Here is a 23,584-nt window from a genome sequence, read left to right on the forward strand (position 1 = left end):
AATTCTACCTAGCTTTGAAGTGGTTTATGAAGTGTTAATTTCCAGCTCAACCTATTGACTTCATATTTCAATCGGTTGGTTTTTTCCCAATGTGCGCCCAGGTTGTGCTGCTTCTGCAACAATCTTGCTGCGGGGCCAGACCACTTCGACAACCGCGCCACGTCGCTCTCCGGAAACATGATCGGGTGAAAACGGGTCTGATGCATTGGCAAAGCTCAACTGAGCACCGCTTCGCTCCAGAAGGGTTTTGGCGATAAACAGTCCGAGCCCCATGCCTTCGTATTCTGGGCGCGCCTTGCGGTCGGCGTCACTTTTGCGCTGGCGCATGAATGGGTCACCAATCCGGCCAAGCAAGTGCTGTGGAAAGCCGCGGCCATCGTCGATGATTCGGATGGAAATCACATCATCCGTCCAGATTGCCTCAACCCAGACTGTGCTGGCGGCAAAATCGACTGCGTTTTGCACAAGGTTTCGCAGACCATGAATAACTTCGGGACGGCGCAGGATTTGCGGTTGGGCGAACTCGCCGCCGGGGCCGGGACCGTCTTCGAAAATGACTTCCTTGCCCCGTTCCTGATGCGGCTCAGCTGCTTCCCGGATTACTTCGATCAGCGGGGCAAAGCGCATGTGCAGATCGTCTTTCCCGGCTCGACCCATGGACCGCAGGATGTCCCGGCACCGATCGGCCTGTTCTCGAATCAACAAGGCGTCCTCGCGCAGATCGGGTTGGTCATCGAGCATGTCGGCCAGTTCGGATGACGTCAGTTTGATCGTTGCCAGAGGCGTGCCAAGCTCATGTGCCGCAGCGGCAACAACGCCGCCGAGATCGTTCAGTTTCTGCGCCCGAGCCAAGGCCATCTGCGTGGCGGTCAGAGCATCGGACATGGAGTTCATCTCGCGCGTTATTCGCCGCGTGTAGAGCGAGATGAAAACAAGCGCGATGGATATGGCAAACCACTGTCCATAAACGAAAAGATCGGGGATCCGCAGGATGAAACCCATCTCCGTCCGGAGCGGCAGGTGGAAGAAAACCATGCCGGAGACAAGCAGGAACGCCGTTAAGCCCAAAATCAGTGTCGAGCGCAGCGAAAGCACCGAGGCGGAGACCGTTACAGGCCCCAAAACAAGCACGGAAAACGGGTTGTGCATGCCGCCGGTGAGATACAGGAGGAAACACAGCTGCAAGAGGTCAAACATGACCATCAGGAAGTTTTCGGTCTCTGACAGACGCTTGTTTTCGGGGAATATGAAAATCGCTACCAAGTTGCCGACAACGGAGACACCGACGGCCAGATAGCAAAGCCCAAGCTCAAGCTGGAGATTGAAGAACTCCCGCGCAATATAGATCGCCGTAAGCTGACCGGCGATGGCAAACCACCGCAAGAGGATCATGGTGCGCAGCCTGATCCAGTTGCTGCGCTGATACTCACTGGTCAGGCTGAGGTCGTTATTTGCCATCTGCGCTCATTCGTCCCTTGCAGGCGTTTGATGGATTGTTACCTGTCCCGTACGTGTTCGCAATGGGAGAGCCGATCATGCCGCGTCTTGCCTTGTTTTCTGCCAGTGTTGCTGTTGCAGCCCTTTTGGGGGGTGTTTGGTACGCCACTTCCGGGCCGTCCAGTGACGACCAGTTTGCCCAATGTCGCAAAGGGGCCATTGCCGGGGGCACCGGATCCATCGGTGGTCCGCTCGAACTGGTCAATGCCAAGGGTGAGACTGTCACGGACAAGGATTTCATTACCGAGCCGACATTGCTGTATTTTGGCTACACGTTCTGTCCGGACGTCTGCCCGCTTGATACGGTTCGCAACGGGGATGCCGTGGATGTCCTGGCCGAGCAAGGTTACTCCGTGACCCCGGTTTTCATCTCGATTGATCCGGAGCGGGACACGCCGGAAGTGATGGGGGATTATGCCAGTGTCATTCATGACAAGATGATCGGGCTGACGGGCAGCCCTGAGCAGGTGAAGGCCGCGAGCCAGACCTATCGGACTTACTACAAACGCCAACCCGCCGAGGATGAGTTCTACCTCGTTGACCATTCGACGTTCACCTACCTCGTGCTGCCGGAGCATGGATTTGTCGAGTATTTCCGCCGTGAAATATCTCCCGAAGACATGGCCGAAACCACTGCCTGCTTCATCGACGCGTCGTGATGCGGGGTTGACCGGAGAGTACCAAAGTATGCCAAGCGTTTGACCCCCGCCCCCTGCGGCACTAATACTCGAAGCACTGAAGGCGCGAACAGCCGGGAGGACGGGGTTTTGGCAGAAAACAGCATCGACGAATTGGGCGACGACCGCACACTGCTTTTGGTCGATGATGACGAACCGTTTCTGAAACGGCTTGCCAAGGCCATGGAACGCCGTGGGTTCGAAGTTGAAACAGCCGGATCGGTTGCCGCGGGCAGAGCTGTGGCAACAGCCCGCCCGCCTGCTTACGCCGTGGTTGACCTGCGTTTGGAAGATGGCAACGGGCTCGACGTGGTCGAAGTCCTGCGGGACAAACGCCCGGATAGCCGAATTGTGGTTCTGACAGGTTACGGCGCGATTGCGACGGCAGTTGCCGCAGTGAAAATCGGTGCCACGGACTACCTTTCGAAACCTGCGGATGCGACGGATGTCACCAACGCACTGCTGGCCAAAGGGGATGACCTGCCGCCGCCGCCTGAGAACCCGATGAGCGCGGATCGCGTGCGTTGGGAGCATATCCAGCGCGTCTATGAGCTGTGCGACCGCAACGTTTCCGAAACCGCGCGGCGGCTCAACATGCACCGCCGGACCTTGCAGCGTATTCTGGCGAAACGCTCACCGCGCTAAGCGTCAGGACAGTCCAAGCCGGTCCCGGGCGGACAGGGCTCGGCTTTCAATGTCGATCATGGATTGAATGTACCACGAATAATCGGTGCCTTCAGAGGCCCCGGCTTTTTCCAGTGTCGCCCGCGTGTTCCGCGCCCTTTTGGCACTCAGCCCAAGCGCTTCTGCAACGGCAATGCGCGATTGTTGCATGTGGCTGAGCCGCAGGGCGTGTTGCTGTTCACTCAGTTGACCGGTCAAGCGCTCTGCTTCGAGCAAGTCCATCTCTTCGGATTGCTCATTGAGCATGGCATTGATGCCGATCTCGATGGAGGTCATGTCATCCAGTGTTTGCGTGATCGCAGGGGCAAGCGCATTTCGGTCAAACGATTGCTCGCTCCCCACGAGCGCACGGACCGCGCCAAGGGTCCGGCCCATAAGATCGCGTTCCGAGCAATGTACCATTGCCGGATCCGACAGGTTGCCGCCGCATCCTTCGGAATGGGCCTGAGCATTCTGCAAGATGGCGCGAATGCCGTCCTCCAGAGCGATCACGTCTTGCGTCACGGCCCGTTCGCGGGCGGAGTTGACGGCAACGGGCTCTACAAGGAAGGCCGTGTCGCCGCGTGAGGCTTCGAACATGGAAGGCGCCTGATCACAGGCGGAGACGGAAACAATCATGAAACCCAAAAGCGCCGCTTTCTGATAGTCCACCGATAACCTCCTGAAGTCATTAATTTGTTCAGAGGGCTAGGAAGGGAATGCGGCAAGAATGGGGCAGATTGTTTCCAATCTGGCGTCAGTGGTTTGGCTGTGACATTTGACCCACGGTTGGTGTCAGAGCGCGAAACGTTTCACGATCCGGTCCACGCGGGTTCCGTCCGGACGCATGTGGTCCTTTTCAATCACGTGATCGTCGACAAACCCCAGACGGTCATAAAAGATGAGCCCGCCCGTGTTGTCCGAGGTGATCTTGGCAAGGATCGCATCGCCTCCGCGCTTCCGGCAATCAGAGAGCGTCTTTTCGAACAACGCATAGCCCGCCCCTTTCACCGGGTTCTCCCGATCCGTGAAGCTGCCGATGCTGTAGTGACCGGGTGTGTCGAGAAAGGCGACCTGAAACCCGACAACGCGGCCCTCGCTGAGGACGACGCTGCGGACAGGCGGGCCGAGCCGGTACTGGCCTTCAAACAGATCCTCGGTGAAGCGGTCTTCGTGGGCCGTGGTGCCGCCTTGGGCGATGATATGGTTGATAATCCGAACGCAGGCCGGGACGTCTTCGGGCAGCATGTCGCGGGTTTCCAGCATGTCAGAGGCTCTCCATCAATTCACTGAACCGCGCGGTGAAGTCTTCCCGCGTTTGGACGGGAGGGCGCAGAATGATGGACAGATCGGAGATCATGTCGATATCCGGCGCGCCGAAGAACTTGTCTGCCTCTGCCCTCGAAAACCCGGCGATCTGCGTGGCTTCCATCCAGGCGCTGATCCGGTCTGCTTTCTTGATCTGTCTCTTGAGCGACGCTGGCGTGGCGGCAGGAAGACCAAAGCGAATGTGAATGGCGGCGGTCAGGCGCTTGTCGAGCGTTTCATAATTCGGGCCGACGGCTGCTTTGACCGGGGAAATCATGTCGCCTATCACGTACTCCGGCGCATCGTGCAAAAGGGCGGTCAACCGATCCGCTGGTTTGGCCTTGGGGCAGAGCCGACCAAAGAGCTTTTCGACCAACAAAGAGTGTTCCGCCACGCTATAGGCGTAGTTCCCTTCGGTCTGACCATTCCACCGGGCAACAAAGGCAAGGCCATGCGCGATGTCTTCGATTTCAATGTCCACAGGAGTCGGATCCAGAAGATCCAGTCTGCGACCGGAAAGCATGCGCTGCCATGCGCGGGGTTGTCGTGCCATAAGGGGAGCCTCGGGTTATCTGTCTTGGGCGAGATAGAACGCGTTGCGTTCCATACCGCCGCAGAAACGATAGCCCAGCGCAGGGAAATGCTCACCCAGAAAATCTAGGTACATGTTTCGCTGCCAGCGCTTTTCGGCTTCCAGAACAATCATTGGGGCATTGTCCTGTATCAGACGTGATGCACCGAGCAGCGCAGGTTTTTCGAACCCTTCCACGTCCAGATGCAGGATGGAAACCTGCCTGTCCGCGGGGACGAGGCTATCGAGAGTGACAACATCAACATTGACGGTTTCCCCTTCGTCGCCGGACTCCACAATCCGGGCTCGTGCCGCGCTGGCGCTGCCGCCTTTTCTGGAGAGTTGCAGGGGCAGTTGACCGGCGGCTTCGCCAACGGCGACGGGGTGCAGCGTGACATTGGTCAGACCGTTCAGCGCGATAGTCTGCTTGGCGGCGGCAAAGCTCAGAGGATTTGGCTCAAAGCTGATAACGCGCGCATCGGGATCCAAGGCCTCGCACAGGGCTGGAAAGAAATCGCCGATGAACGCGCCGCCGGTGACGATATCGCCGGAACTGACACGCCGTCGCATCAACTGCAGCGTCCCGGGTTCATAAACGGCCCCGTCCGCTAGGAGCTTGGGGATTTCCCGATTGTCGTACTCAACGGGAACGCAATAGAAGCCGTATTCGTTCACGCAAATGCGGTGTTCGAAGTCCATGCCAGCCCTTTGGTTCGCCCCGTTTGCAAGGACGGTTACGGCATCGCGGCGTGTTGTCAATCGGCAGACCCTTTGATAACTCGGCACGGTTCAAACGTGTGTCATCAGGAGCAAGAGGCATCATGACTCAGGACTACGTCGTTAAAGACATTTCCCTGGCAGGGTTCGGCCGTAAGGAACTGGACATCGCCGAGACGGAAATGCCCGGCCTGATGGCAACGCGCGCGGAGTATGGCGAGAGCAAGCCGCTCAAGGGCGCGCGCATCGTCGGCTCGCTGCACATGACCATTCAAACCGCCTGTTTGATCGAAACGCTGGTGGCGCTGGGCGCGGATGTGCGCTGGGCGTCGTGCAACATCTTCTCCACGCAGGATCATGCGGCCGCGGCGATTGCCGAAGCCGGTATTCCGGTCTTTGCCGTCAAGGGCCAGAGCCTCGAAGAGCACTGGGATTATCTCGACAAGTCCTTCCAGTTCGCGGAAGGCGCGAACATGATTCTGGACGATGGCGGCGACGCCACGCTTTACGTTCTGCTTGGCGCACGCGCCGAAGCCGGTGAAGACATCATCCCGGTGCCGCAGTCCGAGGAAGAAGAAGTCATCAAGGCCCAGATCAAGAAGCGCATGGAGCAGTCCCCGGGCTGGTTCACCAAGACGCGCGACGCGATCAAGGGTGTGTCCGAAGAGACAACCACCGGCGTGCACCGCCTGTATGACCTGCACAAGAACGGCCAGCTTCCGTTCCCGGCGATCAACGTGAACGATTCCGTCACCAAGTCGAAGTTCGACAACAAGTACGGCTGCAAGGAATCGCTTGTCGACGGCATTCGCCGCGCAACCGACGTGATGATGGCGGGCAAAGTGGCGGTGGTTTGCGGCTATGGCGACGTGGGAAAAGGGTCCGCAGCTTCGCTCGCCGGTGCTGGTGCGCGTGTGAAAGTGACCGAAGCGGATCCGATCTGCGCGCTTCAGGCTGCGATGGACGGTTTCGAGGTTGTTCTGCTTGAAGACGTTGTGGCGGACGCCGACGTCTTCATCACCACCACTGGCAACAAGGACGTGATCCGCATCGAGCACATGCGCGAGATGAAGGACATGGCCATCGTCGGCAACATCGGTCACTTCGACAACGAAATTCAGGTGGCGAACCTGAAGAACCACAAGTGGACCAACATCAAGGAACAGGTGGACATGATCGAGATGCCTTCGGGCAACCGTCTGATCCTGCTGTCCGAAGGGCGTCTTTTGAACCTCGGCAACGCCACGGGCCACCCGTCCTTTGTGATGTCCGCCAGCTTCACCAACCAGGTGCTGGCGCAAATCGAGTTGTGGACCAACGGCGAGAACTATGAAAACGGCGTCTACATCCTGCCCAAGCATCTGGATGAGAAGGTTGCGCGCCTGCACCTTGGCCGGATCGGTGTGAAACTGACCACGCTGACGGCGGAACAGGCGGCTTACATTGGCGTTACCCCGGAAGGCCCGTTCAAACCGGAACACTACCGGTATTGATCACAGCGGGCGGAAACGCCCCGATCAAATTGGAAAGGCCGGGCCTCATGCCCGGCCTTTTGCGTTTCGCGATGTTACGACGTCAGTGCTGACACGAACCCTTCCCGCACCACTGCGGGATCATAGGCTTTTCGAGAGAAGACCTCGCGGACCATTGGGGCGAAGTATGCCAGAGGTTTCATGTCATAATCCGGATCGAAAGAGGATTGATCCCAACGTTCGCAGAACTCTGCGCAGCTAGCATAACAGGGGTGATCCTTGAACTGGTCCCGGGCGTTGCGGTCCCAACCGTAGTGATGGGCGTAATACAGCATCTGGAAAATGCCGTGATGTTCGACCACCCAGGACACATCCCACCGGACAAAAGGGCGGATCACTTCCGCGGACATCCTGTCGTGATTTTGCGGGGCCAAGCCATCACCGATGTCATGCAATAGCGCGCCAACGATCCAATCAATATCCGCCCCATCCCGCTCAGCGCGCGTGGCCGATTGCAGCCCATGTTCTAGACGGGTGAGCGGATACCCTTCGAGCGTAATTTCCCCTGCGCGCCGCAACTCTTCCAGAACGCGGTCCGCAGTGAGCGCGAGAAAGGGCTTTTCCAGCTTTTCAAGCAGCAGATAGTCCTCTTCGGTGCCGTCCTTCATCTGGGTGAAGCTGACAATCGGATTTTCAGTCATCGCGCGAATCCTTTCTTGTCCATAGCGGTCCGGGCTCCAGCGGACGGCCTGTGCGAGTGATCGTGCGGAACCTCATCGTATAGAGCCAGTTTGTTGCGGTAGTCGAGCGTGCAGGCCTCCAGTGTGTCGGTCACGCACATTGGCGGCGTGCTGTTGTGCAGCCAGCATGTGGCCCTCCTTTGAAGCCGTGATCGCCATGGGGCCATCGTACTTTGGCCATCGTGCCAAATCCAAAAGCCGAAGTCTGTCGTCTTTTCGACATCCGGGTTTTCTGTTTGCGGCACACGCGCTGCCACGGTGAATTTCTCCTATGAACGGCAATTGCAAAGGCCTCGCCATTCTAGGGTTGTAATTCAGGCCTCAGACTTCTCGAAGCCGGAATTCTGTGTAGACTGTCAATAGGATGCAATTTTTGGGGGGCCATCAATGAAGGTCGCAACATTCCTTTTGGCGGCGCTTTCAGCTGCTTGGTCCGGTGCCGCGCACGCCTCTGTGGCGTCTCCACTGCAAACCGGCAGCTGGTATCAGGTTGGTCGAATGGCGGACAGCGATCTGGGCATGTTCGATGGGAACGGCGAGTTGATGTGGAATTATACCTTTGGCACCTATTCCAGCGAAAATCAGTCCGATGACTTCTGGCGTCCGTTTGATGTGTGGTCCGGCATGGACATCGTTTTCATAACAGGAAACGGCAACATCTGGACTGTCGTGGATTATGCGTCTCTGCGGTCTGCAATTGACGCAACCGCAAGTGAGTTTGGCCACAACCTGACTTGGAGTGCGTCAACCTCCGGATCGCTCGAAGCCAACGTTTTGAGCCGTGGCTCCGGAAATGCTGAAGATCCATGGATTTCCTATTATGGTGGCCACAGCTCGGCGGTCAGCGGCAACGGGCTATTGTGGGGCGAAAACGATTGGTATCGCGCAAGCCATGCACAGCTCAAGAACAGCAATGGCGGTGTCAACGTTTGGGTTTCGCTGCAGCCTGCCGCCGTTCCCCTGCCTGCCTCGGTCGTGCTTTTGGGAAGCGCGTTGGCTGGTATGGCGGTTGCCCGTCGCCGGAAAAAACCAGGGCCTAAGTGAGCCGATTTCATGGGATTTCCCCTAGATTTGTTGGCTGCGCTTGTTCAAGGTGCGTGTGGATAAGATTTTCAGCATAACTCAAGGGAGAGTGGACTTATGGGCAAACGCGACGAGCTGATCGAGAAGTACGCCGACGATCTGAAAAGCAAATGCGGCATGGATCCGGACATGGATCTGCTGAAGAAGGTTACGATCGGCTGTGGCCCGTCGATCTACGATGCCGACGCGTCGACCGTCGCCGCCAGCCAGCCGGGTGAGCTTGAAACCGTCAAGAACAACTTCCTGATCAAGAAGCTGGGTCTTGCGGATGGACCGGAGCTTTCGGATGCAATCGACAGCGTGATCGAAACCTACGGCAAGTCCGAGCGGAACAAGTACCGTGCTGTGGTCTACTACATGCTGACCAAGCATTTTGGTAAAGAGTCTGTATACGGCTGATAGCCTTCAACAGATTGAAAACAAAGGCCTTCGGTGATCCGGAGGCCTTTTGTTCTGAATGCAGGAAAAATTGCGCGGACTTCGGATTTGCGGCTTCGGTCGCTGATTGGCTATACATGGATCAAACAGGCCAGAAGGCCGGACACAACCAAGTTCGCGTGTGGTGCGTAGGGAGCACGCGGGGTGATGGGGTGCCGGCCTTTGTGGTTCGGCACCCCTCTTTTCTTTTTCAGAACAGCGCCAGAACCAAGCCCATGACCGCGCAGGCCAGGGTTGCATAGCCGCCGTCGATGGCCGTCAGTTTCATCGGGCGGCCCGCGTAGCTGTTGTTGAGCGCGATCCAGGGCGTAATGAAAAACGCCCCGACACCGGCACCGGACACGACCCCGGCAAACACCCCGTCGACCCCGCTGGATGTAAAGACATGGCGCATGAAGCCAGCGACGATCAGTTGAAAGACGAAGCCCATGGCAAAGAGCTTCGGATCCATGCCGCCTTCGGGATTGCCTTCTTCATCGACAGGAATGCCGGTTGCTTCGATCCAAGGCTTGGACAGGACGTTGTACCAAACCGCACCAATGGCAAAGGCTGCGATTGTGGCGACGAGAATGCTGACAAGTTCCATGGAAAACCCCCTTTTCGCGCAGTGTCAGCCCATGCTGGCGCAGAAGCGAAGCGTTTCCTAGGAAAATCTATGCGGGCAATCCGGCGCGGTCACAGATGATTTGCCACTCTTCTGCTGTCACAGGTTGCACCGAGAGGCGGGAGTTCTTGACCAGCACCATATCGGCCAGCCGCTCTTCTGCCTTGATGTCGTCAAGGGTCACCGGGGTTTTGGCAGTGGCAATGGCCTTGATGTCCACGCACTCCCAGCGCTCGTCGTCCGTCGTGCTGTCCTGATGCGCCTCTGCGATCACCTCGACGATGCCAACAACAGCCTTTTCCTTCTGGGAGTGATAGAAAAAACCGCGGTCCCCCACGGCCATCTCACGCATGAAGTTGCGCGCCTGATAGTTGCGCACGCCATCCCATTCCTCGCCCGCGTCACCCTTGGCCTGCTGGTCTGCCCAGCTCCAGGTGGAGGGTTCCGATTTGAACAGCCAGTATTTCATCCGCCGATCACCCGCTTCCATGGGGTCAGGCTTACGCTCTGGAACAAGCCTGCTTTGGCGTAGGGGTCATTTTCGGCCCAGGCTTCCGCAGCGGTCATGTTTTCCACATCCAGGATCACGAGGCTGCCACACATGTCCCCGGCCTCATCGAGCAGCGGGCCCGCCTGATTCACCACGCCTGTGGCGTCGATATAGGCAAGGTGCGCGTCACGGTTGTCTTTGCGGGTTTGCAAGGCACCGGGTTTGTCGTGGGCGAGCAGGGCGATGAGCATGGGTTATTCCTCCTTGAGCGGTCTTGAAAGCAAGGCCTCCATGGCCTCTGCAACGGTTGTTTCGGCTGTGGTCAGTTTTGCGACAGCGGCACAAACCGGCAAGGTCAGCCCGCGTTCCTGAGCAATTCGGGTAACGGCACGGGCCGTGGCCGCGCCTTCGACAGTCACCCCCGTATCAAAGGCCTGCCCTTTGCCAAGGGCAAGGCCATAGCGAAAGTTGCGGGACAGGTCCGACGTGCAGGTCAGCGTCAAATCCCCAAGACCGGACAGGCCAGCCAGCGTTTCAGGACGCGCTCCGAGCGCCGCTGCCAGCCGGGTCATTTCGGCAAAGCCACGGGTCATGAGCGCGGCCCGCGCGCTGTCACCCAGCCCGGCCCCAATGCATGCACCACAGGCGATTGCGATAACGTTTTTGAGTGCGCCGCCAAGCTCCGCCCCGACAACGTCCGTGCTGCGATAGAGCCGCAGTGTCGGCGTTGACAGCTGGGCTTGCACGGCTTTGCCAAGCGCCTCTTCCTCGCAGGCGAGGGTCAAAGCTGTCGGCAGCCCCCGCGCAATATCGGCCGCAAAGCTGGGGCCGGTGAGAATGGCTGGCGTCGCTTCGGGCCAATGCTGTGCGAGAATGGCAGCGGGGCCGGTGAGAGACTTGAGATCGATGCCTTTGCAACAGGCCACAAGCGCTTTGCCGGTCAGCGGCGCTTCGATCTGGTCGGAGAAGCCGCTCAGAACCTGCATGGGCATGGCAAAAAGCAGGGTATCCATGCCAGTGGCCGCTTCGAGGTCGGGCGTCACGGTCACGCCGTCTGGCAAAGCCATTCCCGGCAACCGAGCGCTTTCGCGGTGCTTGGTCAGATGCGTGGTATCTCGGGCCCAAAGCGTGACGGGCCGTGTCTGACCAATGGCAATGGCAAGCGCTGTCCCAAAGGCCCCGCCGCCGAAAACCGCAACACTCATGCCTTGGCCCCCTTTTTGCCCGACCCGATCAGCGGTGCCGCGCGTTTGTCCAAAGGCCAGCGGGGCCGCGCTGCAAGCGACATGTCAGACACCCGGCCAAGGGCAAAAAGCTCTGACCCGGCATAGGCAATCATCGCGGCATTGTCCGTACACAGGCGTAGAGGAGGCGCAGTGAACCGGAGATCTTGCGTCTCACAAACGACTTCGAGCGCCGCGCGCAACGCCTTGTTGGCGGCCACGCCGCCGGCGACGGCTAGGGCGGGTTCACTTGGGTTTTCTGCCCGGTAGAGCGCGATGGCGCGGCGGGTCTTCTCTGCCAGCACATCCCGCACGGCAGCCTGGAACCCGGCGCAGAGGTCGGCGCGATCCTGTTGAGTCAGTCCGCCCTGATCGGTGATCAGCGCGTCGCGCTGGCGCAGGATTGCGGTCTTGAGGCCGGAGAAGGACATATCACACCCCTCCCGATCCAGCAGCGGACGGGGCAGGCGGAAACGCTTTTCATTGCCCTTGAGAGCTTCGGCTTCAACCGACGGCCCGCCCGGCTGCGTAAGGCCCAGAATGCGGGCGGTTTTGTCAAAAGCTTCGCCGGGTGCGTCATCAATCGTGCCGCCGAGCCGGGAAAAGTCTTCCGGCCCCCGAACGATCAGGAACTGGCAGTGCCCCCCCGAGACAAGCAGCATCAAGTAGGGGAACGCCAAACCATCGGTCAGCCGCGGTGTCAAAGCGTGCCCGGCAAGATGGTTCACACCGATCAACGGCTTGCCAAGACCTGCGCTCAGACCTTTCGCCAGCATGACGCCGGAAAGGACGCCGCCGATCAGGCCGGGACCTGCGGTGACTGCGATGGCGTCGATCGCGCTCAGGGAAACCTCGGCTTCGTCCAGAGCTTGTTCAACGCACAGATCAAGCCGCTCTGCATGGGCGCGCGCCGCGATTTCCGGAACCACGCCGCCAAAGTCCGCATGCAACGCGTTCTGACCCATGACAACGGATGACAGCACGTCCCGCCCGCGAACCAATGCGGCCGCAGTGTCATCGCAACTGCTTTCCAAGCCCAGAATGAGGGGGGGAGATGTCATCAGCCGTTCCCGTTGCCTTCGCCTGTCTTGCCGAGTACCACCCTGACACCCGCCTCACAATCCCGGAGGATTGATGCCTGGACAACCGCCGATACTGCTAATGACCCGCCCAAGGGCTCAGTCAGAGCGTGTTGTCGTGGCATTGGAACAGGCCGGCGCGCGTTTTAGAGCGGTCTATTCACCATTGATCGGTATAGAGACTATCGGGGACATGCCGGACCAAAGCGCGCTCTCCGGTCTGATTTTCACATCGGCAAATGCGGTGCGGGTCTGGGTGGAGCGGGGCGGGCGATGCGATTTGCCGTGTTTTGTTGTCGGGCCTGCGACGGAAGCGGAAGCAAAGGCGGCTGGCATGCAGGCGGAACGCGCGCGCGGGACGGCCGATGATCTGGTTGCTTTGGTAGAAGCGCGACGTCCGGCTGGGCGCTGGTTGCATGTGCATGGCACGCACACACGAGGCGATGTTGCCCCGCGTTTGGCGGCGGTGGGGATCGATATCAGCGGCGTGGCGCTTTACGATCAGCCCGCGCTTGGACCTACGCAGGAGGCGCTCGGGGTTCTGGCGGGTGAGATTCCGGTTGTGGCACCGCTTTACTCCCCCAGAACCGCCGCACTTTTCGCCAAGTTGCCGATAAAAGCGCCGCTTCTTGTCGCGGGTCTCAGTGAAGCGGTGGTCAAGCCGCTCGCGGCCCTGCATATATACGGTCAGACAACAGCAAACCGCCCTGATTCCAGCGCGATGTTGGCTGCGATTCTGGACCTGCTGGAAACCGCAGGGGAATCGGTTGAGAATTGACAGTCGCGACCGCCGCGATCCCACGCGGCGTGCGGGACAAGTGAAAGGGTGAGATCAGGTGGCAAAGGCAAAGTCCAAAAAGCCCATCGACAAGGAAGAGGTTCAGGCCGAAGCGCCCGAAGCCAAGGTGGAAGAGAATTCCGAAGCCACTTCTGAAGCGACGGAAGCGGATACACCGGAAAACGAAACGCCTGAAGCTCCGGCTGATTTGCCGGAAGAGGTGTCCTCCGAAGACGATCAAACCGATCCGTTGCCCGAAGACGAGACCATCGGTGAGGACGCTCCCGAGGATGGAACTGCCGAAGGTGACGTTGAAGACGTCTCTGACAAGGCTGAAGATCAGGACACTGAAGTCAGCGATCTCGAAGAGGCGGAAGACCTGTCCGCAGACGTGGAACCCCTGGAAGAGCCGGAACCGGCAGATGTTGCCCCCGCAGAGGGTGAGCCAACCCCTGCGCCCGTGGTTCAGGAAAAGATCATCGAACGCAAAGGTGGTTTTGTCCCGACGGTTCTGGGCGGCGTCGTCGCAGCAGCGCTGGGCTTCGGCGCGGCCGAGATGGATCTTCTGACCGGCTCGGACGCCAATCCATTTGAGGAAGAGGCGCGTACGACCATCGCAGCCCAATCCGAGCAGATCGCGGATCTGCAAGCCAAACTTGAAGAGGCACAAAAGGCCATCGCGATTGTCGATCTGCAGCCGTTGACCAACTCTCTTGCCGGGGTGGAAGACAGCGTATCCGGGATTGGCGAAACCGTGACGACTCTCGAAGGGACGTTTGCCCAGTTCGACAGCCGTATGACCGCGCTGGAGAAAGCGCCGGTTGCCGGTGCCGTTGGCCCGGAAGCCATCGCCGCCTATGAGCGCGAGTTGCAAGAGCTGCGTCTTGCCATCTCCGCGCAGAAGCAGGCTGTCGAAGAGCAAAAGGCAGAAATTCAGGCAATGGCCGAAGAGGCGCTCGCCGCCAACGCCAATGCTGAAGATCAGGCCACTCTGGCTTCCAGTCGCGGCGCGGCCGCAGAGGTGATCGCTCTTGTTCAGGAAGGCAAAGCGTTTTCGCAGCCGCTTGCGCTGCTTGGTGAAAACGGCGTCAGCGTGCCACAAGAGTTGAGTGACTTTGCCGGGGATGGCGTTGCCACGCTGACCACATTGGTCACGGAGTTCCCCGATGCCGCGCGTGCGGCGCTGACCGTTGCACGCCGGTCGAACGCCGGTGAAGGTGGCGGCGGGATCGGCAACTTCCTGTCAAACCAGCTGGGGGCCCGTTCCGTTGCACCGCGCGAGGGCGACGATCCGGATGCGGTTTTGTCCCGTGCAGAGGCGGCTGTGAAAAGCGGCAATCTGGATGCCGCTCTGTCGGAAATCTCAGCTTTGCCAGAAGCGGCACAAGCGGAACTGGCTGATTGGGCCGCGCAAGCAGAGGCGCGCCGCGCCGTTCTGGCTGCTGCTCAATCGCTCGCCCAAGACTTGAATAACCAATAAGGGTCACGAAATGCTTTGGTCACTTATCAAGATTGTCGTTTTTGTCGCGCTGGTAGCGGCAATGACCCTTGGCGCCGGCTACCTGATGGAAAGCACTGGCGGCATTCAAATCACCGTCGCCGGGACCGAGTTCACGCTTGGCCCGCTGCAATCCGTCCTTGCAGCCATCGTGCTGGTGGTGCTTGTCTGGCTGTTCTTCAAGATTTTCTCTCTGCTGATCGCGCTGCTCAAGTTCATCAATGGCGATGAAACGGCATTGAGCCGCTACTTCGACCGCAATCGCGAGCGCAAGGGTTTTCAGGCTCTGTCCGAAGGCATCATGGCGCTGGCCTCCGGTGAAGGGCGTTTGGCCATGGCAAAGGCGTCCAAGGCAGAAAAGTACCTTGGCCGGCCTGACCTGACCAACCTGATTTCTGCACAGGCGGCAGAAATGGTTGGCGATACCAAGAAGGCAGAAGAGGTCTATAAACGGCTTCTGAAGGACGAGAATACGCGCTTTGTCGGTGTTCGCGGCCTGATGAAACAGAAGCTAACCAAGGGCGACACGGATACCGCGTTGAAATTGGCGGAGCGCGCGTTTGCGATCAAGCCGAAGCACGTTGAAGTGCAGGACACGCTCCTGCGCCTGCAGGCGGAAGGCGCCGACTGGTCCGGTGCGCGGAAAACGCTGGAAACCAAGCTGAAGACGGGCGCTCTCCCGCGCGATGTCTATAAGCGCCGTGATGCGGTTCTCGCGCTTTCCGAAGCGCAGGACACCAGCGATGAGGCCGCCAGCGCAGAGGCCGCAATCCGCGCCAACAAAGCGTCCCCGGATCTGATCCCGGCGGCTGCTTTGGCCGCCCGGGCATTCATTTCTCAAAACCGGAAACGCAATGCGATCCGGGTTCTGAAGAAGGCTTGGGACGTCCAGCCTCACCCCGATCTCGCGGCAGCTTTTGCTGAAATCGAACCGGATGAAACGCCGGACGCGCGCGTGAAACGCTTCGGAGCGCTGACGGCGATCAAGCCGGAACATCGCGAAACGCGGCTGCTCAAGGCGGAGCTGCATCTCGCTGCTGAAAGTTTCCCGGACGCACGGCGCGCACTGGGCGATCTGGTTGAAACCGATCCGGATGCGCGCGTCATGACCATCATGGCGGCAATCGAGAAAGGTGAAGGTGCGCCCGACAGCGTTGTGCGTGGGTTCCTTGCCAAGGCGCTTACGGCGCCGCGCGGGCCGCAGTGGGTTTGCGACAACTGCAACTCGATTCAGGCACAGTGGACACCGCTTTGCTCCAACTGTGGTGCCTTCGATTCGCTCACTTGGAAAGTTCCGTCGCAGTCCGAACCTGTTCTGCCGGGCGGCGCTGACATGCTGCCGCTGATCATCGGCGCAATCGAAGACCATAGCCAAGCCCCGGTTCCGGTTGAAGAACCCTCTGAACCGGATCACCTTGAGGACGTTTCTCAGGCAGTCGAGGCGGCTGATGGTGCAGAGGACGCCGAGGTAATAGAGGCGGAAGCCACCAAAACAGAAGAGGCAAAATAGCCCTTTTCAGGCGGCGGGCTGTTTGCTAATAGCCCGCCACCAGTGCCGCTGTAGCTCAGCTGGTAGAGCACGTCATTCGTAATGATGGGGTCGGGGGTTCGAGTCCCTTCAGCGGCACCACTTTCCTATCCGAACATGGTTAGAGACATCCGGCGCTGCGGGCAGAAGCCCACAGCCAGTTGGATTGTTCTCGGGCGTTCACCGTTTCCCGTAGTAAAGGCCCACAACGTGTTCAGCCTGGGCAAAGAATAACCAGCGCGACGTGGCGATTCCGGCCATGTGTGACAGGACAGCGATTACCGCGGCGAAGTGGTGTGGGGAAAACCACATCAGTAGGATTGGCAGGACAAAAGCCAAAGTGAAGGAAATCACCCGCAGCTTGGCCGCGTGTTTGCGGCCGACCACATGCACGAACTCGCGCAGCAAATAGTTGGTGCCAGTGTGCGGCGGTTCAAACGCACGCACCGCGCCGCGCGAGCCGAGTCCCGTGGCGGTGCCCATGTTGGTGCCGGAGTTGGCAAAGGCTTGATCCCCCAGCTTCCAATAGGCCAGCTGAACCAGTGCGGCGATGGCCAGAAGTGCGATTGCGGCATCGATTTGCCCCGCCAGCAACGCACCACCTGCGATCGAAAACGACAGGAACATCACGGGTGTCAGTTTCATGTTCCAGCGCGGAATGGTTTTCAGCTGGGTGTAGATCATCGACGTGGTGAAGACCGTGAGCAAACTGAATAGCGCCCCGATGAAACCCAGCAGGGCGAAGCTTTGGTCCCAAAAGACCAGTCCCGCAGCGTAAGGTGCCAGAACCAACAACGCGACAACTGCGCACCAACCTTCGCGGCTGAGCCAACTGGTTTTCCATTGGGTAAAGGCTTTCCATGCGCGTTCGGGGCGGCCGAGGTGAAAGGTTGAGGCCAGCAGGCCACCCACAGCCAGTACGTATGCGATGAGAAAGAAGACAAACGCGACCCAGCCTGTGACGGCCGGAAGCCCGAGCCCCAGAAACATCAGAAGGCCAAAGCCGAGGCCCGACAGGGTGGTAAAGACGATAACGGACGGTGCGGGGTGCATCAGGCGTCTCCTCCGGGGAGTTTATCCAGGGCCTTGTCGAGCCAACCCATGAACCCGCCGGGGTTTTCTGCGACCGGGGCCAAGAGAGGGGCAAGGATATCGATTTCACTCTCGATGGTATCCTTGGGGCGGGGAGGCAGGTACTTGTTGACCGGCTTGGTGCCTTGTTCGGGCATCAGGTCCATGCCGCCGCGTTCGGCCACCAGTTGCGAGACGTCGCTGTTCGGATCGCCGAGATCGCCGAAGTGGCGCGCGCCTGCGGGGCAGGTGCGGACGCAAGACGGCACGCGGTCCTCCTCTGGTAGGTTTTCGTTATATATCCGGTCGACACAGAGGGTGCATTTCTTCATCACGCCTTCGGTCACGTCGAGCTCGCGCGCGCCATAAGGGCAAGACCATGCACACAGCCCGCACCCGATACAGTCGCTTTCGTTGACCAGAACAATGCCGTCCTCAACCCTTTTGTAGCTGGCGCCAGTGGGGCAAACGGTGACGCAAGGCGCGTCTTCGCAATGCAGGCAGGACTTGGGGAAGTGGACAAGCTGCGCGTGACCTTGTTCGGGCTGCACCTCGTAGCTGTGAACCCGGTTCAGGAAAGTGCCGGAGGGGTTGCCGCCATAGGCATCCTGATCCGATAGGGGCGCGCCATAGTTTTCGGTGTTCCAGCCCTTGCAGGAAATCACACAGGCATGGCAACCGACGCAGGTGTCGAGATCGATCACCAGACCCATTTTGCGGTCCGTGGATTCGGGGAGTTGGGTCATGGTTTGCCTACCTTCCACGCCAGTGACTTGGGGCCGGTGCCCACCGGTGACTTGATGGGATCGAAAGCAGGTTGGCTTTCGGTCATGCCGTCCGGGTTTGCGGCCTTTTCGATCTTGACCTTCAGGTCAAACCAGGCTGCCTGACCGGTAATCGGGTCCGAGTTGGCCCAGCGAAGCCCGTCGCCCTTGGGCGGCAGCAACTCGTGGATCAGGTGATTGAGCAGGAAGCCTTTGGTTGCCTCGGGCGCATCCTCTTCCAAAGCCCAGGCCCCTTTGCGTTTGCCAATGGCATTCCATGTCCAGACTGTGTTTTCGTTGAGCGCGGCCATCTCCATCACCGGCACGGTGATCTCGCCATGCGGTGACGTCACCTTGGCCCAATCGCCGTCTTGAAGCCCGTGTTGGCGCATCAGCTTGGTCGGCACGTAGAGCGGATTGCGGCCATGCAACTGGCGCAGCCACGCGTTCTGAGTTCCCCAGGAATGATACATCGCCATTGGGCGCTGGGTCAGCGCGTTGACTGTGAAGCCGTCGTTGCCGTGCTGGTCGGTCTCGTACCAGATCGGCAGTGGGTCGAGCCTGTCCTTGATCCGTTGTCGCAAGTGATCGGGCGGTTGTCGCTCGCCATGGCCTTCGGCCGCGAGCTGGAATTTGCGCATGGGTTCGGAATAGAGCTGGAACAGGTATGGCTCCGGTTTGTCATAGATACCCATGCCGACCGCCCAGTTCTGATAGGCCGCGTTCCACGGTTTGTAGTAGTCCCCGCCCTCCGGGATGTGCGCCACGTAGAACCCGCCGTTTTCGATATAGCGGTTCAGCTGTTCAGGGTTTACCTCTCCCCGGCCTTCCTTGTCGCCATTCTCGCCCCGGAAGCCTGCCAGCGGTCCGATACCCGGCTTGCGCTCGTGGTTGACGATGTAATCGGCATAGTCCTGCCATTTGGCGCTGCCATCTTCGTGGGTGAAGCCGGGCAGTTTCATCTTGTTGGCCAGCTGCACAAGCGCGGTCTGGAATCCGCGCACATCGCGGTCCGGCTCGATCACCGGCCAGCGGATGGCATCAGCGGCAGCATCGGCTTCGCAGATTGGGCGGTCGAGCAGCGAGATACAGTCGTGACGTTCCAGATAGGTAGTGTCGGGCAGAATCAGATCGGCATAGGCCACCATTTCCGAACTATAGGCGTCGGAGTAGATGATCCGGGGGATCACGTACTCGCCGTTGTCATCCTTGTCGGTCAGCATCTCCATGACACCGGTGGTGTTCATGGTTGAGTTCCACGACATGTTGGCCATGTACATGAACAATGTGTCGATCTTGTAGGGATCACCCGCGTGGGCGTTCGAGATCACCATATGCATCAGCCCATGGCTGGACATCGGGTTTTCCCAAGTGAACGCCTTGTCGATGCGCGCGGGGCTGCCGTCTTCTTTGAGCGCCAGGTTCTCTGGTCCGCGAACAAAGCCCAGATGGGGCCCGTCCAGAGGGGCGTCCGGCGTCACCTTGCAGTGCGGGGCAGGGTGGGCTTCGACCGGTTTGGGGTAGGGGGGTTTGAAGCGGAAGCCGCCGGGTACCTCAACTGTGCCAAGGATGATTTGTAGCACATGTAGGGCGCGGCAGGTCTGGAAGCCGTTGGCGTGGGCCGAAACTCCCCGCATCGAATGCATGGAGACCGGGCGGCCGATCATCTTGGAATAAGTCTCGCCCCGGAAGTCTGTCCATTCCTGCTCAATCTCAAACGCCTCGTCAAAGGCGACACGCGCCAGCTCGCCCGCAATGGCGCGGATGCGCGCGGCGGGAATGCCACAGGTCTCGGCCACCGCCTCGGGGGCGTACTCATCGGACAGGTAGCGCTCGACCATGTCATGAAAGACCGGGCGATGCGTGACGCCGTCCTGTTCGTATGTTGCCGACAGGTCCGGGCGCACACCGGGTTTGTCAAAGGCGGTCGGCTCTCCGGTCACACGGTCTATCACCAACGGCTTGCCATCGCCGTCGCGCAAGAAAAGGCCCTTGGTCGGGCCTTCGCGGGCATCGATCAAAACCGGCGCGTTGGTGTAGCGGCTGAGGTAATCGAGATCGATCTTGCCGGCTTTCATCAGCACGTGGATCATAGACAGAATGAACAGCCCGTCCGTGCCCGGCGTGATGCCGACCCAATCATCCGCCACGGCGTTATAGCCAGAGCGGATCGGATTGACGCCAATCACCCGCGCGCCGCGGGCCTTGATCTTGCCGATGCCCATCTTGATCGGGTTGCTGTCGTGGTCTTCGGCAACGCCGAAAAGCATGAAGAGCTTGGTGTGCTCCCAGTCGGGCTGGCCAAACTCCCAGAAAGCACCACCCATCGTATAGATGCCGCCCGCAGCCATATTGACCGAGCAGAAGCCGCCATGCGCCGCATAGTTTGGGGTACCAAAGTTCTGCGCCCAGAAGCTGGTGAAGGATTGTGACTGATCGCGGCCGGTAAAAAAGGCCAACTTCTCGGGGTTTTCCTTGCGGATCGGCTCCAGCCAGCCCGCCGCGATTTCAAGCGCCTCGTCCCAGCTGATCTCTTCGAATTCGCCTGACCCCCGAGGACCGACGCGTTTCAACGGTGCCCTTAAACGTGAAGGCGCATTGACCTGCATGATCCCGGCGGACCCTTTCGCGCAGAGCACGCCCTTGTTCACCGGGTGATCGCGGTTGCCCTCGATATAGGCGACCTTGCCGTCTTTCATATGTACGTTGATGCCGCACCGGCAGGCACACATGTAACAGGTGGTCTGCCTGATCTCGTCCGAGACCTTGGGGGACGTGTTGATGTTAGGTTGCTGGATAGTCATCTGGCGTCCTTCTGTTGCGGCGTATCAGGCCAGCAAAGTCTTCCCCCCAAGGCTCACCCCGGCGACGAATTGAGTTTCAACGATGATGTGGGCGATTGAGGCCCCTCCCGACCAAAAAAGAACTGGCTACACATTCACTTTTTTCCGACGGTCGCGATTGCAACGAGCAAGAAACGCCGCGGGTTTTGGCTCATGAAAACCATGATGGTGCTTCGGATCAAGCAAAACGAATGGGTAGCGCGCTCATGATCGTGTGTTTGGTGTGGTCATCGGGTGACATTTCCTGACTTCTGCCCTGTTCAAAAGCGCTGCAACGGGACGCATGGTCCTTTCCCCTAGCCGTTGAAGTAGCTCACCGCCTTGTCTGGGAAAGTCCGGAAATCAAATGGCTCGGGTGCGTCTATTGCCCAAAGCGGCTGTTGTGCGCTGTGGCGGAATGGACCTGTGATCAGGCATGGCCACATTACGCGAGCTTTTAACTGGGCTCGTCCGAGGACAGCCTTTGCCGCAGTTCTGTCTTGAGCACTTTGCCATAGTTGTTCTTGGGCAGCGCATCGGTGAATCGATAGAGCTTTGGCCGTTTGAACCGTGCGATGCTTTGAATGCACAGCGCGTCGAGATCCGCTTCCCGCATGGAGGCCGCTTCATCCAGTACAATGAAGGCCGCAACAATCTCCCCCCACTCAGGGTCCGGGGCACCCACGACAGAGACTTCGCGGACATCCGGGTGAGAAAGGAGCACTTCTTCGACTTCACGCGGATAGATGTTGGACCCACCTGAAATGATCATGTCCTTGGACCGATCATGCATGGTTACGTAGCCATCGTGGTCCATGTGGCCCATGTCTCCGGTCCACAACCACCCGTCCTTCAGTGTCTTGGCCGTCGCGTCCGGGTTTTGCCAATACCCTTTCATGACCGTTCGGCCCCGAACCACGATTTCACCAACAGTTCCCGCCGGGACCGGCTTCCCGGTTTCGTCAAAAATGTCCACAACCACTTCGCTTTGAGCCAGCCCAACGGAATTCAACCGTGCGCGCCACCTTGGGTGGGTCCGGTCCGCAACGGTTTCGCGCGGCAATGCGGTTATTCCCATCGGGCATTCGCCCTGCCCATAGATCTGTATAAAACGGGGGCCCATGACATCGACGGCCTCAAGAATATCGGCTTCGTACATGGGACCACCCGCATAGACGATTGTCCGCAGGCCATCCCCCTTCAACCCATTCTGCCTTGCGTGATCCACAAGACGGCGCACCATCGTGGGGGCCGCAAACATCGAACATGGACCAATCCGCGGAGCCAGATCGAGAATTTCGCCGGCATCAAAGCCCTGACTTTCAGGAACCACATGGCGCGCACCGCGCATAACATGCATGAAGTTGTAGATGCCGGCGCCATGGCTCATGGGCGCGGCGTATAGAATCGCGTCGTCCGAACGGACGTTCTCTACATCAACGAAATAGCTGAGCGCCATGGAGGCGATATTCCCGGTTGTCATCATGACACCCTTGGGCTGCCCGGTGGTCCCAGACGTATAAAAGAGCCAGGCGGTGTCATCTGAGTCCCTAAGAACGGGCAGCGGCAAAGCCTGGCCGGTTGTCATCTGGGCATAGTCGCGAGAGCCGAACGATATACAGGTGACGTCCACTTCAAGAAGGGTGGTCAGGTCCGTCGCGCGGGCGGAATCGGTAAAGACATGTCTCGCTCCTGAATCTGAAATGATCCAGGCGGCCTCTTTTGGATGAAGCTTGCCATTGATGGGCACAGCAACAGCGCCGCACCACCAGATGCCGTAGAGCGCCTCAAGGTATTCCGTGCGATTCCCACTGAAAAGCGCAACGCGATCACCGGCCCTTACCCCGGCCTCTGTCAGTCGCGCGGCAAGCGTAGCGGCGGTTGTGGCAAAGACCTTGTAGGTCGCAACACACTGCGTGCCTGTGAAGAGCGCCGGAGCTTCGGGGTCTCGTGTTGCCGTGCGAAGCAACCATTGGGCAGGGTTCATTGCGGCTCCTTGAGCAAGAGTGGCGCTGAATCCAGCGCCGACATCTAAGGTGGATTGAGCCACTCTGCTCGCTTTCCAGACGCCCTATCAAGCCCCTTCGATTCCATTCGGAATGACGAGTTGGCGGACCGGCAGCGGATTCGTGTGCACGCGCTCATCAGACAGCTGTTTTGCACCGGATGTTTCGGGCAGTTCTCACTCTTGAGCGACTGTCTCTAGATGGATGAAATGCGAGTAAATTGTTTATTTCCATATATTTATGATGTTCCACGAGGGGCGCATCACAGCAATCATCAGGTTTTTTTCTCCGTTGGTCAAAAAACTTGTAAAAAGGGGTTGCGGGTTTTGTTTGTTATCCGTAGAAGGCCCCTCACCGGCGGCGCTGAGGCGCTGCACGGGACGCCGGACGGGACGGCGGGGCGGACGCCTCGGGGTTCTTGAGGGTAGAAATCAGAGGTAGATCTGGGCGGGCGCGCCGTTAAGTTTAGGGCGCATCCGGTTGGTATTTGTCTTTGGGTGCTATTTGACATCGCGAGTATCTGAAGAGATATGTGGGCGGCTTGGGTTCATTTCG

General features: G+C 59.2%; 23 protein-coding genes and 1 tRNA gene. 9 read left to right on the top strand and 15 right to left on the bottom strand.

Annotated features, from left to right (window positions below; all coding sequences use genetic code 11):
- Window positions 1-60 precede the first annotated feature (60 nt).
- Window positions 61-1,458, bottom strand: a complete 1,398-nt coding sequence (gene regB, locus E4662_RS20215; protein ID WP_136443435.1) for a sensor histidine kinase RegB — start codon at window positions 1,456-1,458, stop codon at window positions 61-63.
- A gap of 77 nt (window positions 1,459-1,535) precedes the next feature.
- Between regB and E4662_RS20220 the strand changes: the two genes are divergently transcribed.
- The gene (locus E4662_RS20220; RefSeq protein WP_136443436.1) at window positions 1,536-2,156 is read left to right on the top strand and encodes an SCO family protein; all 621 of its coding nucleotides are present in this window, start codon (window positions 1,536-1,538) and stop codon (window positions 2,154-2,156) included.
- Window positions 2,157-2,264: 108 nt separating this feature from the next.
- Window positions 2,265-2,819 (top strand): ActR/PrrA/RegA family redox response regulator transcription factor, encoded by a 555-nt coding sequence (locus E4662_RS20225; protein WP_136443437.1) that lies wholly within the window; start codon window positions 2,265-2,267, stop codon window positions 2,817-2,819.
- 3 nt (window positions 2,820-2,822) lie between these two features.
- Here the strand turns inward: E4662_RS20225 and E4662_RS20230 are convergent, their stop codons facing one another.
- The 4 genes from E4662_RS20230 to E4662_RS20245 all read right to left on the bottom strand — a co-directional run bounded on the left by E4662_RS20230 (window position 2,823) and on the right by E4662_RS20245 (window position 5,475).
- Window positions 2,823-3,509, bottom strand: a complete 687-nt coding sequence (locus tag E4662_RS20230) for a hypothetical protein (protein ID WP_136443438.1) — start codon at window positions 3,507-3,509, stop codon at window positions 2,823-2,825.
- A 123-nt stretch (window positions 3,510-3,632) separates the two neighbouring features.
- Entirely contained in the window at window positions 3,633-4,103 is a 471-nt protein-coding gene (locus tag E4662_RS20235) for a GNAT family N-acetyltransferase (RefSeq protein WP_136443439.1), read from the bottom strand.
- A gap of 1 nt (window position 4,104) precedes the next feature.
- Window positions 4,105-4,698, bottom strand: a complete 594-nt coding sequence (locus E4662_RS20240) for an HD domain-containing protein (protein ID WP_136443440.1) — start codon at window positions 4,696-4,698, stop codon at window positions 4,105-4,107.
- Window positions 4,699-4,713: 15 nt separating this feature from the next.
- The gene (locus E4662_RS20245) at window positions 4,714-5,475 is read right to left on the bottom strand and encodes an FkbM family methyltransferase (protein WP_168798031.1); all 762 of its coding nucleotides are present in this window, start codon (window positions 5,473-5,475) and stop codon (window positions 4,714-4,716) included.
- 62 nt (window positions 5,476-5,537) lie between these two features.
- On the opposite strand from E4662_RS20245, the gene ahcY reads away from it, so the two are divergent.
- Entirely contained in the window at window positions 5,538-6,926 is a 1,389-nt protein-coding gene (ahcY, locus tag E4662_RS20250; protein ID WP_136443442.1) for an adenosylhomocysteinase, read from the top strand.
- Between the two features lie 74 nt (window positions 6,927-7,000).
- On the opposite strand, the gene E4662_RS20255 is transcribed toward ahcY, so the two are convergent.
- Window positions 7,001-7,606, bottom strand: coding sequence for an HD domain-containing protein (locus E4662_RS20255; protein WP_168798032.1), 606 nt, complete (start codon window positions 7,604-7,606; stop codon window positions 7,001-7,003).
- Between the two features lie 426 nt (window positions 7,607-8,032).
- Between E4662_RS20255 and E4662_RS20260 the strand changes: the two genes are divergently transcribed.
- Both E4662_RS20260 and E4662_RS20265 read left to right on the top strand, forming a co-directional pair.
- Complete coding sequence (locus tag E4662_RS20260) at window positions 8,033-8,689, top strand: VPLPA-CTERM sorting domain-containing protein (protein WP_136443443.1); 657 nt, start codon at window positions 8,033-8,035, stop codon at window positions 8,687-8,689.
- Window positions 8,690-8,785: 96 nt separating this feature from the next.
- The gene (locus E4662_RS20265; RefSeq protein ID WP_136443444.1) at window positions 8,786-9,127 is read left to right on the top strand and encodes a DUF2853 family protein; all 342 of its coding nucleotides are present in this window, start codon (window positions 8,786-8,788) and stop codon (window positions 9,125-9,127) included.
- 229 nt (window positions 9,128-9,356) lie between these two features.
- Here E4662_RS20265 and E4662_RS20270 read toward each other — a convergent pair whose 3' ends face one another.
- The 5 genes from E4662_RS20270 to tsaD form a co-directional block, all read right to left on the bottom strand.
- On the bottom strand, window positions 9,357-9,752 hold the full coding sequence (locus E4662_RS20270; protein WP_136443445.1) for a DUF1761 domain-containing protein: 396 nt from the start codon (window positions 9,750-9,752) through the stop codon (window positions 9,357-9,359).
- 67 nt (window positions 9,753-9,819) lie between these two features.
- Window positions 9,820-10,239, bottom strand: coding sequence for an EVE domain-containing protein (locus E4662_RS20275; protein ID WP_136443446.1), 420 nt, complete (start codon window positions 10,237-10,239; stop codon window positions 9,820-9,822).
- Complete coding sequence (locus tag E4662_RS20280; RefSeq protein WP_136443447.1) at window positions 10,236-10,511, bottom strand: YciI family protein; 276 nt, start codon at window positions 10,509-10,511, stop codon at window positions 10,236-10,238. The genes E4662_RS20275 and E4662_RS20280 overlap by 4 nt, the downstream gene beginning before the upstream one ends.
- Window positions 10,512-10,514: 3 nt before the next feature.
- Entirely contained in the window at window positions 10,515-11,465 is a 951-nt protein-coding gene (locus E4662_RS20285) for an NAD(P)H-dependent glycerol-3-phosphate dehydrogenase (RefSeq protein WP_136443448.1), read from the bottom strand.
- Window positions 11,462-12,544 carry a tRNA (adenosine(37)-N6)-threonylcarbamoyltransferase complex transferase subunit TsaD gene (gene tsaD, locus E4662_RS20290; protein ID WP_136443449.1) on the bottom strand — a complete coding sequence of 361 codons (1,083 nt, stop codon included), beginning with the start codon at window positions 12,542-12,544 and terminating at the stop codon, window positions 11,462-11,464. Before tsaD ends, E4662_RS20285 begins: the two co-directional genes overlap by 4 nt.
- A gap of 100 nt (window positions 12,545-12,644) precedes the next feature.
- Here tsaD and E4662_RS20295 point away from each other — a divergent pair, with 100 nt between their 5' ends.
- From E4662_RS20295 to E4662_RS20310, 4 genes are all read left to right on the top strand, one after another.
- Window positions 12,645-13,340 carry a uroporphyrinogen-III synthase gene (locus tag E4662_RS20295; RefSeq protein ID WP_168798033.1) on the top strand — a complete coding sequence of 232 codons (696 nt, stop codon included), beginning with the start codon at window positions 12,645-12,647 and terminating at the stop codon, window positions 13,338-13,340.
- Between the two features lie 58 nt (window positions 13,341-13,398).
- Window positions 13,399-14,820: a hypothetical protein gene (locus E4662_RS20300; RefSeq protein WP_136443451.1), complete on the top strand. Its 1,422-nt coding sequence runs from the start codon at window positions 13,399-13,401 to the stop codon at window positions 14,818-14,820.
- Window positions 14,821-14,830: 10 nt separating this feature from the next.
- Window positions 14,831-16,348: a heme biosynthesis protein HemY gene (locus E4662_RS20305; protein WP_136443452.1), complete on the top strand. Its 1,518-nt coding sequence runs from the start codon at window positions 14,831-14,833 to the stop codon at window positions 16,346-16,348.
- Window positions 16,349-16,392: 44 nt separating this feature from the next.
- A tRNA-Thr gene (locus E4662_RS20310) sits at window positions 16,393-16,468 on the top strand.
- Window positions 16,469-16,546: 78 nt separating this feature from the next.
- Here E4662_RS20310 and E4662_RS20315 read toward each other — a convergent pair.
- The 4 genes from E4662_RS20315 to E4662_RS20330 all read right to left on the bottom strand — a co-directional run bounded on the left by E4662_RS20315 (window position 16,547) and on the right by E4662_RS20330 (window position 23,010).
- Window positions 16,547-17,419 carry a dimethyl sulfoxide reductase anchor subunit family protein gene (locus tag E4662_RS20315; protein ID WP_136443453.1) on the bottom strand — a complete coding sequence of 291 codons (873 nt, stop codon included), beginning with the start codon at window positions 17,417-17,419 and terminating at the stop codon, window positions 16,547-16,549.
- A complete protein-coding gene (locus E4662_RS20320; protein WP_136443454.1) occupies window positions 17,419-18,183 on the bottom strand; it encodes a 4Fe-4S dicluster domain-containing protein in 765 nt (254 codons plus the stop codon). The genes E4662_RS20315 and E4662_RS20320 overlap by 1 nt, the downstream gene beginning before the upstream one ends.
- On the bottom strand, window positions 18,180-21,005 hold the full coding sequence (locus tag E4662_RS20325; protein WP_136443455.1) for a molybdopterin oxidoreductase family protein: 2,826 nt from the start codon (window positions 21,003-21,005) through the stop codon (window positions 18,180-18,182). The genes E4662_RS20320 and E4662_RS20325 overlap by 4 nt, the downstream gene beginning before the upstream one ends.
- Before the next feature lie 475 nt (window positions 21,006-21,480).
- Complete coding sequence (locus E4662_RS20330; RefSeq protein ID WP_136443456.1) at window positions 21,481-23,010, bottom strand: class I adenylate-forming enzyme family protein; 1,530 nt, start codon at window positions 23,008-23,010, stop codon at window positions 21,481-21,483.
- Window positions 23,011-23,584 lie beyond the last annotated feature (574 nt).

It is taken from the genome of Pacificoceanicola onchidii (genome assembly GCF_004804335.1).
Classification (GTDB): Bacteria; Pseudomonadota; Alphaproteobacteria; order Rhodobacterales; family Rhodobacteraceae; genus Pacificoceanicola; species Pacificoceanicola onchidii.